Below are 13,690 nucleotides of genomic sequence, written 5' to 3' on the forward strand. Positions count from 1 at the left end.
GCGGTGCGGGCCTCGGCTCGTTTTGTTCTAATTCGGCTCAACTCTTGCGAATCCCGCGGCACTTCGGTGCCGTCGCGCATTCCTCGACGCGTGCCGCATCGAGGAAGGTTCCCCATGGACCGTACGGCTCGCAGGAACAACGGCTCCCCCCACTCCCGCGGCAACGGGTCCCGGTCCCGTAAGCCGGGTGGCCAAGGCGCCGCGTCCCGTCCGTCCGGCGGCGGCCGCGGCGGGCGCCGCCCCGCCCCCGGCCGGGAGTTCGCACCGCCCGCCACCATCACCCCGGCGCTGCCCGCCGTCGAGGCGTTCGACGAGCTCGACCTGCCCGAGCGGCTGCTCGGCGCGCTGCGCGCCGAGGGGCTGAGCGCGCCGTTCCCGATCCAGGCGGCGACCCTGCCGAACTCGCTGGCCGGCCGGGACGTGCTCGGCCGGGGCCGCACCGGCTCGGGCAAGACGCTCGCCTTCGGGCTCGCCCTGCTGGCCCGCGTCGACGGGCGTCGGGCCGAGGCCCGCCAGCCGCTCGCCCTGGTCCTCGTGCCGACCCGCGAGCTGGCCCAGCAGGTCACCGACGCCCTCACCCCCTTCGCCCGCGCGCTGCGGCTACGGCTCACCACGGTGGTCGGCGGCCTGCCGATCGGCCGGCAGGCGAACGCGCTGCGCAACGGCGCCGAGGTCGTCGTCGCGACCCCCGGACGCCTCAAGGACCTCATAGACCGAGGTGACTGCCGTCTGGACCACGTCGACATCACCGTCCTCGACGAGGCCGACCAGATGACCGACATGGGCTTCATGCCGCAGGTCACCGCCCTGCTCGACCAGGTCCGCCCGGGCGGGCAGCGCATGCTGTTCTCGGCCACCCTGGACCGCAACGTCGACCGGCTGGTCCGCACCTACCTGCACGACCCCGTGGTGCACTCCGTCGACCCCTCCGCGGGCGCCGTCACCACCATGGAGCACCACCTGCTCCACGTGGAGGACGACGACAAGCACGCCACGACCACCCGGATCGCCGCCCGCGACGGGCGCGTGATCATGTTCCTGGACACCAAGCACGCCGCCGACCGGCTGGCGAAGAAGCTGCTGGCCGTGGGCGTGCGCGCGATGGCGCTGCACGGCGGGAAGTCCCAGTCACAGCGGACCAGGACCCTGGCCCGCTTCAAGGACGGCCAGGTCTCGGTCCTGGTGGCGACCAACGTCGCCGCCCGCGGCATCCACGTCGACAACCTGGACCTCGTCGTCAACGTGGACCCGCCGGGCGACCACAAGGACTACCTGCACCGCGGCGGCCGTACGGCCCGCGCGGGCGAGTCCGGCACCGTCGTCACGCTGGTCCTGCCCCACCAGCGGCGTGAGATGACCCGGCTGATGGCCGACGCCGGGATCACCCCGCAGATCACCCGGGTCCGCTCGGACGAGGCCGAGCTGAGCCGCATCACCGGGGCGCAGGAACCCTCGGGCGTGCCCGTGGTCCTCGCCCCGCCGGCCACCGAGAAGCCCGCCGCGCGCACGGGCTCCGCGCCGAACGGACGACGGAACAGGCCGTCCCGGGGCCGCCGCCGCTGACCCCGGTCGCCAGGTCCGGCGTTCACGGGGCGGACGGCGGAACAGCACGACGCCCCCGCCCGCCGTCGCACCGGGGCGACGGCGGTCGGGGGCGTCTCGGCGTGACGCGCGGCAGAGTTCAGCCGCTCGTCACGTCCGTCACCTTCCACCGCTGGTTGGATCCGGAGTTCGGCTGCCAGACGCCCACGGAGGCGCCGTCGTTCGTGGACTGGCCGCCGACATCCGGGAGTTGGCCGGTCGCCACGTTCACGAGCGTCCAGGAACCGTCGCCGGTCGAGGACGCGATCCACTGCGCGGCGTCGTCGCGGCGGCCCTCGTCGGGTTCGGCGACCAGGGCGCCGTCACGGACGGCCAGGCGCTTGTCGGACGACGTCTCCGTCAGCACGTACCGCTTGCGGTTGTCCTTGCCGCGGACCTGCTCGACCCGCCACTGCTGACCGCTCGGGTCGGTCGCGTTCGCGCCCTTGATGACCAGGCCCGTGCCGTTGCCGGCGATCGTGAGGTCCTTGCCGCTCTGGACGCCGGTGAGCCGGTACGTGTGGCCCCTGCGCAGCTCGGCGGCGTCCTTCGCGACCCCGGAGACGCCCTTGACGAGGAAGGACGTCACCGACTGCGCGGGCACGGTGAGGGTGGCCTGCTTGCCGGTGACCCGGACGGCCTTCTGCTTGTCCAGCTTGCCGTCGGCGCTGGTCACCACCGGGGTGACCGTGGCGCGGGAGGAGACCCGGCCGAACTTCGACAGGTCGAGCGTGACCTCGCGGGCCTCGGTGGCGCTGTTGACGTGGACGACGGTCGCCGCGTCGCCCGTGCGGGAGACCGCCGCGGTGCTCGACGTGTCGTCGGTCTTGATCAGCCGGTCGCCGGGCTTGATGAAGTGCGTGAAGTTGCGGGCCGTGTCGAACTTCGTGTTCGTGTAGATCGGGCAGGACTTCAGGGTGTCCTTCGAGGTGCAGCTGAACGGGAGCTGGATCTCGCCCCAGTTGCCGCCCTTGGCGGACTCGCCGCCCGGCTTCATGTTGTCGTAGTCCTCGACGGGCTGCCAGAACACCCAGGCCTTGGGCTCCAGTTCCCGCAGGTCGTCCACCATGCGCTGGGCCAGGCCCAGGCCGGGCCGCATGTCCGTGAAGCTCTGGCCGTCGCCCCAGTCGCCCTCGACCTCGCTCATCCACAGCGGCTTGTCGGCGGCCTTGGCCAGGTCGCGGACGGTGGTGCGCTGGCCGGTGCCGTAGGTGTGGACGTTCATCTGGCCGACGAGGTCGCGGACCTCCTGCGGGTAGGAGTTCCAGTTCGTCGCGAACGTGCCCGGGTTCGTCTCGTCCATCGCGGATATCTCCGCGTCGGACCGGGACTTCTTCAGGACCGGCGCCAGGGCGCGGATCACCTGCTGCTGCATCTCGGGGCCGATGTGGGCGCCCTCCTGGCGGCCGCCGGTCGGCTCGCCGTCCGGGCCCAGCTTGGTGCCCCAGTAGTTGGTGTTCGGCTCGTTGAACGGGTCCAGGGTGTCGACCTTGATGCCGTGCGCCTTCTCGAGTCGCTCGGTCGCGCCGACCAGGTACTTGGCGAAGTCGTCGACCGACCCCGGCTTCAGCTGGTCCTTGCCGGCGTCGAAGTTGCCGGAGACGTAGCCGCTCTCGGTCATGAACCAGGGCGGGGAGTTGCTGAAGGTCTCCCAGTGGGTGATGTCCTTCTTGATGCGGTCGACCCACCAGCGCTGCGTTTTGTCCGCGTTCTTGTTCCAGTCGGCCGGGTCGTCCGCGTCCCACCAGTCGACGTCCTCGCGGGTGGTGCCCGCCGGGGCCTTCCACCAGCCCTCGACCGCGCCGCCGGCCCGCAGGTAGTCCTTGACGTCCGGGGCGTTGCCGCCGCCGATGTTGTAGCGGGCGATGTTCAGGTTGAGGCCCTCGTCGCCGAAGAGCAGCTGGTAGAGCTTCTCGCGGATCGCGGGCGGGTAGTCGCCGGTGGCGTTGGCGAACCAGACCAGGCTGGTGCCCCAGCCCTCGAACTTCTCCCCCGCGTAGGAGGGGTCGGGCCGGACGGTGACGCCGGCGGCCGTGGCCCGGGCGGGTTCGGCGTGCGCGGCGGGCAGGGTCGTCGTGGCCAGGAGGGTTCCGGTCGCCACGGCGGTGACGCCGATGGCCCCGAGGAGCCTTCTCTTACGGGTGCGGTGTGCCATCTCGAGTACTCCAGCTCTTCTGCGTGCCGCGTCCCGGCGGGCGCAGAGATCGGGGCCTGCGTGGTGCGACCGGTACGGGTTCGGTTCCTTTGCGCACGATATGGACCAGGCAATGTTTACGTAAACATGCACTGGCGGGATGTCTACACTGTCCGAATCTCAGGGGTCAAGGACTCGTTCCGGACCGAAGTCCGCGCCCGGTGCGCTGTGAGGGAAGCGAGGGGGCAGGTGGGCACGGTGAACGGCGAGAGCGAGCCGGGCGGCACGAGCCGTACGAGAAGACGTGCGGCACGCCCCCGCCAGGGCGCCTCCATGGCCGACGTCGCCCAGCTCGCCGGAGTCTCCTCCCAGACGGTCTCCCGGGTCTCGAACGGCTTCCCGGGCGTCACCGAGGACACCCGCGCGCAGGTCCTGGCCGCCATGCGGGAGCTCGGCTACCGGCCCAACAGTGCGGCGAGGGCGCTGCGCCGGGGCGAGTTCCGCACGCTCGGCGTGATCACCTTCTCCCTCTCGACCATGGGCAACATCCGCACCCTGGAGGCCATCGCCACCTCCGCCGCCGAGCACGGCTACGCCGTCACCCTGCTGCCCGTGGCCGTTCCCACCCAGGACGAGGTGAACGGCGCCTTCTCCCGGCTGGGCGAGCTCGCCGTGGACGCCGTCATCGTCATCATGGAGATCCATCTGCTCGACGCGGCGACGGTGTCCCTGCCGCCGGGTGTGCAGGTCGTGGTGGCCGACTCCGACGCCGGTGACCGCTACACCGTCGTCGACACCGACCAGGCGGGCGGCGCCCGGGACGCCGTACGGCACCTGCTGGACCTCGGCCACGACACGGTGTGGCACCTGGCCGGACCGGAGGGCTCCTTCGCCGCACAGCGCCGCGCCAACGCCTGGCGCGACACCCTGACAGCAGCGGGCCGGGTGACGCCGCCCCTGGTGCGCGGCGACTGGTCGGCCGAATCCGGCTACCGGGCGGGGCTGAGGCTGGCCGACGAGGCGGACTGCACGGCGGTGTTCACGGCCAACGACCAGATGGCCCTGGGTCTGCTCCGCGCCCTGCACGAACGCGGCCGCCGCGTCCCCGACGACGTCAGCGTCATCGGCTTCGACGACATCCCCGAGTCCGCGTCCTTCCTCCCGCCCCTGACCACGATCCACCAGGACTTCGCGGAGGTGGGACGGCTGTGCGTGGAGGGGGTGCTCAGCAAGATGCGGGAGGGCGGGGCGGAACACGGGACGACGTTGGTGCCGACGCGGTTGGTGCGGCGGGAGAGTACGGGAGCGCGGCGGCGGTAGGGCCGCGGCCGCGCTCGCCGGACGCCGCCCAGCTCGGGACTCAGCCGGCCGGAGGGGTGAACTCGGGCTGGTCCAGGACGCGCAGCCAGCTGCCGTCGGCCTGGCGCCGGACCACCTGCGCGCGGGCACCCGCCCCGTCCCCGGGTGGGGTCGACGTCAGTGCGATGTCGCCGCTGACCAGGGTGGGCAGCGGTGCCTCCGGCTCGAAGCGAGGACGCTCCGCCAGCACCTTCTCCCACAGTGCGCGGATCGCCTGCCGCCCCACCGTCCGTTCGCCGGGCGGGTAGGCCAGTACCGCGTCCTCTTCGTAGAGCGCGGCGACTCCGGCCGCGTCACCGGCGTTGGAGCGTTCGACGAACAGGCGGGTGATGTCCTCGGGGCGCCTGGCCTTCTCGTACTCCGGCACGGGTCCTCCTGGTGTCGGGATGCCTCGGTGCCTCCAGCCTCTTCGGGCAGCGATCAGAAGTCCAACAGATGGATCCGATGAGAACTAGAATTCACAGTCATGGAACTGAGGCAGCTGGAGTACTTCGTCGCGGTCGCCGAGGAACGGAATTTCACGCGGGCCGCCGAGCGGGTGCACATCAGCCAGTCCGGAGTCAGCGCCCAGATCCGCCAGTTGGAACGTGAGCTGGGGGCCGAGCTGTTCGACCGGTCGGCGCGCACGGCGACACTGACCGCCGCCGGGAAGGCAGCACTCGACCACGCCCGTGCGGCGCTCGCCGCGGCCACGGCGGTCGGGCAGGCGGTGGATGAGGTGACCGGCCTGATCCGGGGCCGGCTCATGGTCGGAATGGTCATCGGCTGCACCGTCACACCCCTGTTCGAGGCGCTCTCCGCGTTCCACCGCGCGCATCCGGGGGTGGAGATCTCCCTGCTGGAGGACAACTCCGACCGGCTTGTGGAGGCGGTGCGCGCCGGCACGATCGACCTGGCACTCATCGGAACGGCGACTGCCGCCCCCGACGGGCTGGAGGCGCTGACGATCATCAGCGAGCGGCTCGTCGTGGTGGTACCGCAGGATCACGCCCTGGCGTCACGGCGGCGGATCGCGCTGCGGGACGTCGCCGCCCATCCGATCGTGTGCATGCCGCCGGGCACGGGCCTGCGCACCGTCTTCGACGGGGCCTGCGCGGCGCAGAGCCTCCGGCCCGGCATCGCTCTGCAGGCCGGAGCGGCGGACGCCGTCGCGGACCTCGCGGCGCGTGGGCTGGGCGTCGGCGTGCTCAGCGAGTCGATGGCCGCGGCACACCGGGACCGGCTCGCGGTCCGCACCATCGACGACGTGGACACACCGGCACTGCTCGCCCTGGTCTGGCGGAGCGGTCAGAGCCCGGGGGTGCGGGAATTGCTGGCGCACTGCAGACGTGCCTTCGGCAAGACGGGCAGCAACCGGCCCCGGCCCGCGGACGGCGGACGGGACTGCCGCGGGCTCCGTTAGCGTGGACCGGTGATCATGCTGCTGCAATGGGACGGCCTCACCGACCGCGCGCGGTTCAATCAGTGGTACCTGGACCAGCGGGACGCGTTCTCGGACATGGCGCGGGACGCCGACTGGGAGCGGCTCTTCGAGGCGCTGGGGGAGTGGCCGGAGTGGGTCAATCTGCCCCGGCCCGGGAACCGCAGCGGCTTCTCCCCGCTGCATCAAGCCGCCTGGCACGGGGCGGACTTCGCCGTGGTGTCCCGGCTGATCGGGCACGGCGCCTGGCGCACCCAGCGCACCCGGGACGGCCGCCGCCCCGTCGACATCGCCCGGGAGCGGGGGCACACACACCTGGTGGAGCTCCTCGAACCGGTCACGGTACGGCCCCTGCCCTCACCGGCGGACGCCCTGGAGCACCACTTCCACACCCTGATGCGGGAGACGACCGGCCGGTGCTTCGAGGAGATCGAGCATCTGCTGCCACCGCTCGCTCCCCTCACGGAGGGGCCCACGGTGAGGGTCGTGTTCACGGTGGTCGGCATGATGGGCGGCTTCCGGTACCACCACGAGGGGGACTACGTGCACGTGCACGCCAGTTCACGGATGGACGCCGACGACGGGGACCACTACAAAGTGACACCTGAGGGCTGTTCGAAGATCCGGTAACGGGCGTACCGCCCAAGTGGTGTTCGGCAAGCGGGCTTTCGCTCACGTGAGCCCGTACCAGAGGTAGGGAGACATCCGGCATGCCCGAGCTCTACCCCGCCGGTATCGAGCCGTACGCGCACGGCATGCTCGACGTCGGTGACGGCAACCGCGTGTACTGGGAGGTCTGCGGGAACCCCGTGGGCAGACCCGCTGTCGTGCTGCACGGCGGGCCGGGGTCCGGGGCGGGGCCGTTCTGGCGCCGGCTGTTCGACCCGGCCGCGTACCGGATCGTGCTCCTCGACCAGCGCGGGTGCGGGCGCAGTACGCCCGACGCCGCCGATCCGCGGACCTCGCTCGCCGCCAACACCACACACCACCTGATCGCCGACATCGAGCAGCTGCGCGGGCACCTCGGCATCGAGGAGTGGCTCGTCGTCGGCGGCTCCTGGGGCGTGACCCTCGCACTGGCCTACGCCGAGCGGCACCCCGGGCCCGTGTCCGGGCTGGTCCTCTTCAGCGTCACCAACACCACGCACCGGGAGGTGGAGTGGGTCACCCGGGACATGGGGCGGATCTTCCCCGAGGAGTGGGCCCGCTTCCGGGACGCCGTACCGGAAGCGGAGCGCGAGGGGAATCTGGCCGATGCCTACGCCCGGATGCTCGCCGACCCCGACCAGGCCGTGCGGGAGCGGGCCGCGCGGGAGTGGTGCCGGTGGGAGGACGTGCACGTCTCCACCGTGCCCGGGCACCGGCCCGACCCCCGCTACGACGACCCGCGCTTCCGCATGCGCTTCGCCCGCCTCGTCACGCACTACTGGCGGCACGCCGTGTTCCTGGAGGACGGGGCGCTGCTGCGCGACGCCGGGAAACTGGCCGGCATCCCCGGCGTCATGGTCCACGGCCGGATGGACATCAGCGGTCCCGTGGACGTGGCGTGGCGGCTGGCCCAGGTGTGGCCCGACGCCGAGCTCGTCCTGATCGGCGACGAGGGACACGGCCTGTCGGGAACCTCCACCACGGCGGCCGTCGTGGCGGCAACGGACCGGTTCCGGGACGCCTGAGCCGGCTCGTGGCGGTCACGGACCGCTTCCCGGAAGGCCGTAGCCGACTCGTGGCGGTCACGGACCGGCTCCGGGACGCCTGAACTCACCCCGGCGGCGTGACGGATCCCTCACGGATGCCTCGCGCGCGGCACTGGCCCCACCGCCCCGCCCCACCCGAGGCTGGGCACCATGAACGATCACGCTGCCGAGGCCGACGACGTCCGCCGCTTCTGGGGGCGGCTCGGGCTCCCCGGCCTCGTCGACGTGCACACGCACTTCATGCCCGAGCGGGTCCTGCACAAGGTCTGGGAGTACTTCGACTCCCTCGGACCGCTCACCGGCGGGCTGGAGTGGCCGATCACCTACCGGGAGGCGGAGGCCGAACGGGCCGAGATCCTGCGGGGGTTCGGGGTACGTGCCTTCACCGCGATGCTCTATCCGCACAAGCCCGGCATGGCCGGCTGGCTGAACGGCTGGGCGGCCGACTTCGCGCGCCGCACCCCCGACTGCCTGCACACCGCCACCCTCTTCCCCGAGCCGGGTGTCGAGGCGTACGTCCGGGAAGCCGTCGAAGCGGGCGCGCGGGTCTTCAAGGCGCATGTGCAGGTGGGGGCGTACGACCCGGCCGACGACCTCCTCCGACCGGCCTGGGGGGTGCTGGCCGAGGCCGGGATCCCCGTGGTGATCCACTGCGGTTCCGGGCCGGCGCCCGGCAAGCACACCGGCCCCGGGCCGATCGCGCGGGTGCTGGCGGAGCACCCGCGGCTGAGGCTGATCGTCGCGCACATGGGGATGCCCGAGTACGAGGACTTCCTCGACCTCGCCGAGCGGTACGGGGAGGTGCGGCTGGACACGACGATGGCGTTCACCGACTTCGCCGAGCGGCTCGCGCCGTTCCCGCCCCGGGCTCTGCCCCGGCTGGCGGACGCCGGCGACCGCATTCTGCTCGGCTCCGACTTCCCCAGCATCCCCTACCCGTACCTGGACCAGCTCCACGCCCTGGAGCGACTGGGCCTCGGGGACGAGTGGCTGCGGGCGGTGTGCCACGACAACGCGGCGGAGCTCTTCGGGCTGTGAGCCCCGGAAGGCGTCGACCGGCGGTCCGCGGCACTCCACGGGCTCCGGGGTCTTGACCCGCCTTCACGGCTGCGCGTACAACTGCACACGCCACCGGTGGTAAACGGTTACTACCTCATTACTGCACGGGAAGGTCCCTCACGATGAGAGCTTCGGGAGAACGGGAAGAGCCGTCCGCGGGGCCGGCGTCGCGCCGGGTGGTACTGAAGGGCGCCGCGCTCGCCGCCGGGCTGGCCGCGACGGGTCTCGCCGCCGCCCGTCCCGGGTACGCCGCCGCGGATCCCGTGCATGCCGCCACGGGCCCCGCGGACCCCGGTGGTCGGCCGGGCCGCCAGGAGCAGGTGACCGCCCGCATGGGCGGAACCTCCCTCACCCTGTCGCTGGTCGACGGAGCGCTGCACTGGTCCGTCCGGCGTGACGGCCGGAAGGTGCTCGGCGCCTCGGCCCTCGGCCTCAGGCTCGCCGACGGCACCGTCCTCGGTGGTGACGTGCGGGTGACCGGGGGCCGGCAGCGCACCCGCCGCACCACCTGGACCCCGGTCCACGGCCGCAACGCGACCGTCACCGACCACTACCAGGAGCGGTGCTGGAGCCTGCGGGACCGGGCCACCGGCATCCGATTCGACGTGCAGGCCCGCGCCTACCGGACCGGCGTCGCCCTGCGCTACGCCCTCCTCGACCAGGGCACCGCCACCATCGCCGACGAGCTGACGACGTTCGTCCTCCCCGACGGCAGCACCGTCTACAGCGCCCGCGACGAGGACGCCTACGTGCCGGTGAAGCCGGGCTCCATACCGGTCACGGGCACCGCGTCGACGGACAACGGGCCCCTCACCGACCTCCCTCTGACCGCCACGCTCCCGGGCGGCCTCATCGCCTGTGTCTGCGAGTCGGCACGGGTCGGCTACCCGCGTCTGATGCTCGGTTCGGTCCCCGGCGAGCCGAACACCCTCTCCGCCTTCCTCATGAAGCACACCGCCCGCGGCACCGGCCCGGTGGAGACCACCACGACCGTCTCCACGCCCTTCACCACCCCCTGGCGCGTGGTGGTCGTCGGCACCACCCACGCCGAACTCGTCGACAACGCCGAGCTGGTCCTCAACCTGGCCCCGCCGAACGCCCTTTCCGACACCTCCTGGATCAAGCCCGGCAAGGTCTTCCGCTGCGAACTCAGCACCGCGGCCGGCCTCCAGGGCGTCGACTTCGCCGTGGCCCGGGGCCTGGAGTACATCGAGTACGACGCCGGCTGGTACGGCCCGGAGTTCAGCACCCCCGACGCCACCCGGTCCATCGCCGCCATCGACCTGCCTTCGGTCATCTCGTACGCCACGAGCAAGAGCATCGGCGTCTTCCTCTACGTCAACCGACTCGCGCTGACCGACGCCGATTCCCTGTTCGCGCTCTACAAGAGCTGGGGCGTGCGGGGCATCAAGCTCGGCTTCATCAACGACGGCACGCGGACGATGACCGACCAGATCATCGACTGGGCGCGGACGGCCGCGAAGTACGAGCTGCTGATCGACATGCACGACGACGTCCGGCCGTTCGGGTACGAGCGGACCTACCCCAACTGGATCAGCCTGGAGGGCGTGCGCGGCAACGAGCAGTTCCCGACCGCCACGCACAACGTGACGCTGCCGTTCGCCCGCAACATCGGCGGCCCGATGGACTACACGATCTGCTACGGCCAGTCCCGCGACAAGACGACCGACGCCCATCAGATGGCGATGGCAGCGGTGTACTACCAGCCCCTCAACTTCCTTTTCTGGTACGACAAGCCGTCCAAGTACAACAACCCGGCGAACTGGCCCGGCCTGCCCTGGTTCAACGCCGTGCCGGTGACCTGGGACGAGAGCCGGACGCTGGCCGGTGCGATCGGCGAGTACGTCGCGGTGGCCCGGCGCAACGGCTCCACCTGGTACCTGGGCGCGATGACGAACGAATCGTCCCGCACCCTGTCCCTCCCCCTCTCCTTCCTCGGCACCGGCACCTGGACGGCGACCGTCTACGCCGACGGCACCCCGGGCACGAGCCCGTACCGGACACCGGTCGTGGTGAGCACCAGGACCGTCACCCGCGACGACACGCTCGACGTGGCGATGGCCCCGGCCGGCGGCCAGGCCGTCGTCCTGAAGCCGGGCTGACCCCCCGGCCGGGGTGGGGGCGTCCCCAGGGCACCGGTCCACCGAACGGTGGACGGCAGGTTCAACCGAGTGCCTCTGTCCGGCGGGTCCCCTGCTCAGCAACGCTTTTGGGCATGAATTCGACAACTGTGCGCGTGGCGCGCTGGAGTGCGCGACATCCCTGGCGGGCGATCATCGGCTGGCTGGTGTTCGTCGTGCTGTGCCTGGCCGCCGGCAGTGCCATCGGCGTGAACAGCGCGAAGACGGCGGACTACCGGGTCGGTGAGGCCGGCCGGGCCGAGGCCCTCGCGGCCGAGGCGCACCTGGAACGCCGGTCCGCCGAGCAGGTGCTGATCTCCTCCCGTACGGGCGGTGACCTGGACGAGGGCGCCGCCCGGACCGCCGCGAAGGACCTCACCGACCGCATGCGGCGACTGCCCGAAGTGGCGGACGTGGCAGCCCCGTTGCTGTCCGGGGACCACCGGACCCTGATGGTCGAGGTGACGCTCGAGGGCGAGGAGCGGGACGCCAAGGACAAGGTCGACGCGCTGCTGGCGCAGACCACGGCGGTGCAGAAGGCACACCCGGGGCTGCTGCTGGAGGAGACCGGAAGTCCGTCCGTCAGCAAGGGCGTCGACCAGCAGCGCAGTGACGATCTGGCGCTGTCCGAGGCGATCACCCTGCCCGTCACCCTCCTCACCCTGCTGCTGGTGTTCGGGTCGGTGACCATGGCCCTGGTGCCCCTGCTGCTGGCGCTGTCGTCGATCGCTGCGGCAGTCGGCCTGTCGATGGTCGTCTCGCACATCTCGCCCGACGCCGGGGTCGGCACCAACGTCATCCTGATGATCGGCCTCGCGGTCGGCGTCGACTACACGCTCTTCTACCTCAAGCGCGAGCGGGAGGAACGGGCCCGCTCCGGCGGACGGCTGCCCTCCGAGGCGCTGGTGGAGCTGGCCGCGGCGACCTCGGGGCGGGCGGTGGTGGTCTCCGGGTTCGCGGTGGTCGCCTCCACGGCGACGCTGTACCTGGCCTCCGACGTGATCTTCTCCTCCCTGGCGACCGGCACCATCGTGGTCGTGCTGGTCGCGGTGGCCAGCTCGCTGACCGTCCTGCCCGCGCTGCTGGTGAAGCTGGGGCGGCGCGCGGAGCGGCGGGCGCTGCGGCGGGCGGAACGCGGAAAGCCCGTCGGCAGGGTGCGGGGCGGGGGTGGCGGCGGCCGGATGTGGGACGCGCTGCTTCGGCCCGCGGCCCGGCGTCCCCTGGCGACCCTGTGCGTCTCGCTCCTCGCTCTGCTGGCCCTCGTCGTCCCGCTGACCGGGCTGAAGATCACCGAGATGAGCCGGGACACCCACTCCCGCGACATTCCGGCGATGCAGGTGTACGACCGGCTCAACGAGACGTTCCCCGAGCGGCGGGTGACCCATCAGGTCGTGGTGCGGGCCGACGCCTCGCGGTCGGCGGAGGTGACCGCCGCCCTGCGGGAGGTGGTCCGGCGCGCGGCGGCCGACCCGCTGTTCACCGGGGCCTCGCGGATCCGGACCTCGGCCGACGACCGCACCAGCACCCTCGAACTGAAGGTGCCGTACCTCGGCAACTCCAAGGAGGCGTACGACTCCCTCGACCGGCTCCGGGACGGCTTCCTGCCCGCCACCGTCGGCCGGATCCCCGGCGCCGAGTACGGCGTGAGCGGGGACGTCGCCCGCTACACCGACTATCCCGCCCACCAGAACGGCAAACTGCCGCTGGTGCTGGGCGCGTTGCTGCTGGTGACGTTCGCCATGACCGTGTACGCCTTCCGCTCGGTGGTCCTCGGGCTGCTCGGCGTCGCCCTGAACCTGCTGTCCGCGGCGGCGGCGCTCGGGCTGCTCGTGCTGGTCTTCCAGGGGACCTGGGCCGAGGGCCTGCTGGGCTTCGAGTCCACCGGGTCGATCGGGTCGCGCGTGCCGCTGTTCCTCTTCGTGATCCTCTTCGGCCTGTCGATGGACTACCAGGTGTTCGTGGTGAGCCGGATCCGCGAGGCGGCGCTCGCCGGGGTGCCCACGCGGCAGGCGGTACTGGACGGGATCCGGTCCTCGGCGAGCGTGGTGACCAGCGCCGCGGTGGTGATGACGACCGTGTTCGCCGCCTTCGTGTTCCTGCACATCATCGAGATGAAGCAGATCGGCTTCGTGCTGGCGGCGGCCGTGCTCATCGACGCGTTCGTGGTGCGCGTCATGGTGCTGCCGGCGGCGATGCTGCTGCTGGGCGAGTCGAGCTGGTGGCCCTCGCGGGCGACGCGCCGGGCGTTCACCGGCCCGGAGAAAAGCCCCTCCTCGCGTCCGGCGGTCGACGTACGTTGATC

Annotated in this window: 10 protein-coding genes; 8 read left to right on the top strand and 2 right to left on the bottom strand. The window is 71.9% G+C overall.

Going from position 1 to position 13,690, the window contains the following annotated elements; genetic code table 11:
• Positions 1 to 114: 114 nt before the first annotated feature.
• Entirely contained in the window at positions 115 to 1,563 is a 1,449-nt protein-coding gene (locus AB0B29_RS19535) for a DEAD/DEAH box helicase (RefSeq protein ID WP_362241131.1), read from the top strand.
• Between the two features lie 118 nt (positions 1,564 to 1,681).
• Here the strand turns inward: AB0B29_RS19535 and AB0B29_RS19540 are convergent, their stop codons facing one another.
• Positions 1,682 to 3,736, bottom strand: coding sequence for an RICIN domain-containing protein (locus tag AB0B29_RS19540; RefSeq protein ID WP_362241134.1), 2,055 nt, complete (start codon positions 3,734 to 3,736; stop codon positions 1,682 to 1,684).
• Positions 3,737 to 4,048: 312 nt separating this feature from the next.
• On the opposite strand from AB0B29_RS19540, the gene AB0B29_RS19545 reads away from it, so the two are divergent.
• The gene (locus AB0B29_RS19545) at positions 4,049 to 5,035 is read left to right on the top strand and encodes a LacI family DNA-binding transcriptional regulator (protein WP_362241987.1); all 987 of its coding nucleotides are present in this window, start codon (positions 4,049 to 4,051) and stop codon (positions 5,033 to 5,035) included.
• Between the two features lie 40 nt (positions 5,036 to 5,075).
• On the opposite strand, the gene AB0B29_RS19550 is transcribed toward AB0B29_RS19545, so the two are convergent.
• Positions 5,076 to 5,441 carry a YybH family protein gene (locus AB0B29_RS19550; RefSeq protein WP_362241136.1) on the bottom strand — a complete coding sequence of 122 codons (366 nt, stop codon included), beginning with the start codon at positions 5,439 to 5,441 and terminating at the stop codon, positions 5,076 to 5,078.
• 99 nt (positions 5,442 to 5,540) lie between these two features.
• On the opposite strand from AB0B29_RS19550, the gene AB0B29_RS19555 reads away from it, so the two are divergent.
• The 6 genes from AB0B29_RS19555 (at position 5,541) to AB0B29_RS19580 (ending at position 13,688) form a co-directional block, all read left to right on the top strand.
• On the top strand, positions 5,541 to 6,476 hold the full coding sequence (locus tag AB0B29_RS19555) for a LysR family transcriptional regulator (RefSeq protein ID WP_362241138.1): 936 nt from the start codon (positions 5,541 to 5,543) through the stop codon (positions 6,474 to 6,476).
• A 15-nt stretch (positions 6,477 to 6,491) separates the two neighbouring features.
• Positions 6,492 to 7,124: an ankyrin repeat domain-containing protein gene (locus tag AB0B29_RS19560; protein WP_362241990.1), complete on the top strand. Its 633-nt coding sequence runs from the start codon at positions 6,492 to 6,494 to the stop codon at positions 7,122 to 7,124.
• Between the two features lie 80 nt (positions 7,125 to 7,204).
• Entirely contained in the window at positions 7,205 to 8,167 is a 963-nt protein-coding gene (gene pip / locus AB0B29_RS19565; RefSeq protein ID WP_362241141.1) for a prolyl aminopeptidase, read from the top strand.
• A 171-nt stretch (positions 8,168 to 8,338) separates the two neighbouring features.
• On the top strand, positions 8,339 to 9,226 hold the full coding sequence (locus AB0B29_RS19570) for an amidohydrolase family protein (protein ID WP_362241144.1): 888 nt from the start codon (positions 8,339 to 8,341) through the stop codon (positions 9,224 to 9,226).
• Positions 9,227 to 9,369: 143 nt separating this feature from the next.
• Positions 9,370 to 11,370 (top strand): glycoside hydrolase family 97 protein, encoded by a 2,001-nt coding sequence (locus AB0B29_RS19575; RefSeq protein WP_362241147.1) that lies wholly within the window; start codon positions 9,370 to 9,372, stop codon positions 11,368 to 11,370.
• A 113-nt stretch (positions 11,371 to 11,483) separates the two neighbouring features.
• Positions 11,484 to 13,688, top strand: coding sequence for an MMPL family transporter (locus tag AB0B29_RS19580; RefSeq protein ID WP_362241149.1), 2,205 nt, complete (start codon positions 11,484 to 11,486; stop codon positions 13,686 to 13,688).
• Positions 13,689 to 13,690 lie beyond the last annotated feature (2 nt).

The sequence above is a fragment of the Streptomyces tibetensis genome, assembly GCF_040647715.1.
Lineage (GTDB): Bacteria > Actinomycetota > Actinomycetes > Streptomycetales > Streptomycetaceae > Streptomyces > Streptomyces tibetensis_A.

Bases quoted from the DNA above. Each gene is read 5' to 3' on its own strand.
- AB0B29_RS19540 (WP_362241134.1), bottom strand. From the start codon at position 3,736: ATGGCACACCGCACCCGTAAGAGAAGGCTCCTCGGGGCCATCGGCGTC.
- AB0B29_RS19560 (WP_362241990.1), top strand. From the start codon at position 6,492: ATGCTGCTGCAATGGGACGGCCTCACCGACCGCGCGCGGTTCAATCAG.
- AB0B29_RS19575 (WP_362241147.1), top strand. From the start codon at position 9,370: ATGAGAGCTTCGGGAGAACGGGAAGAGCCGTCCGCGGGGCCGGCGTCG.
- AB0B29_RS19545 (WP_362241987.1), top strand. From the start codon at position 4,049: ATGGCCGACGTCGCCCAGCTCGCCGGAGTCTCCTCCCAGACGGTCTCC.
- AB0B29_RS19570 (WP_362241144.1), top strand. From the start codon at position 8,339: ATGAACGATCACGCTGCCGAGGCCGACGACGTCCGCCGCTTCTGGGGG.
- pip (WP_362241141.1), top strand. From the start codon at position 7,205: ATGCCCGAGCTCTACCCCGCCGGTATCGAGCCGTACGCGCACGGCATG.
- AB0B29_RS19555 (WP_362241138.1), top strand. From the start codon at position 5,541: ATGGAACTGAGGCAGCTGGAGTACTTCGTCGCGGTCGCCGAGGAACGG.
- AB0B29_RS19580 (WP_362241149.1), top strand. From the start codon at position 11,484: ATGAATTCGACAACTGTGCGCGTGGCGCGCTGGAGTGCGCGACATCCC.
- AB0B29_RS19535 (WP_362241131.1), top strand. From the start codon at position 115: ATGGACCGTACGGCTCGCAGGAACAACGGCTCCCCCCACTCCCGCGGC.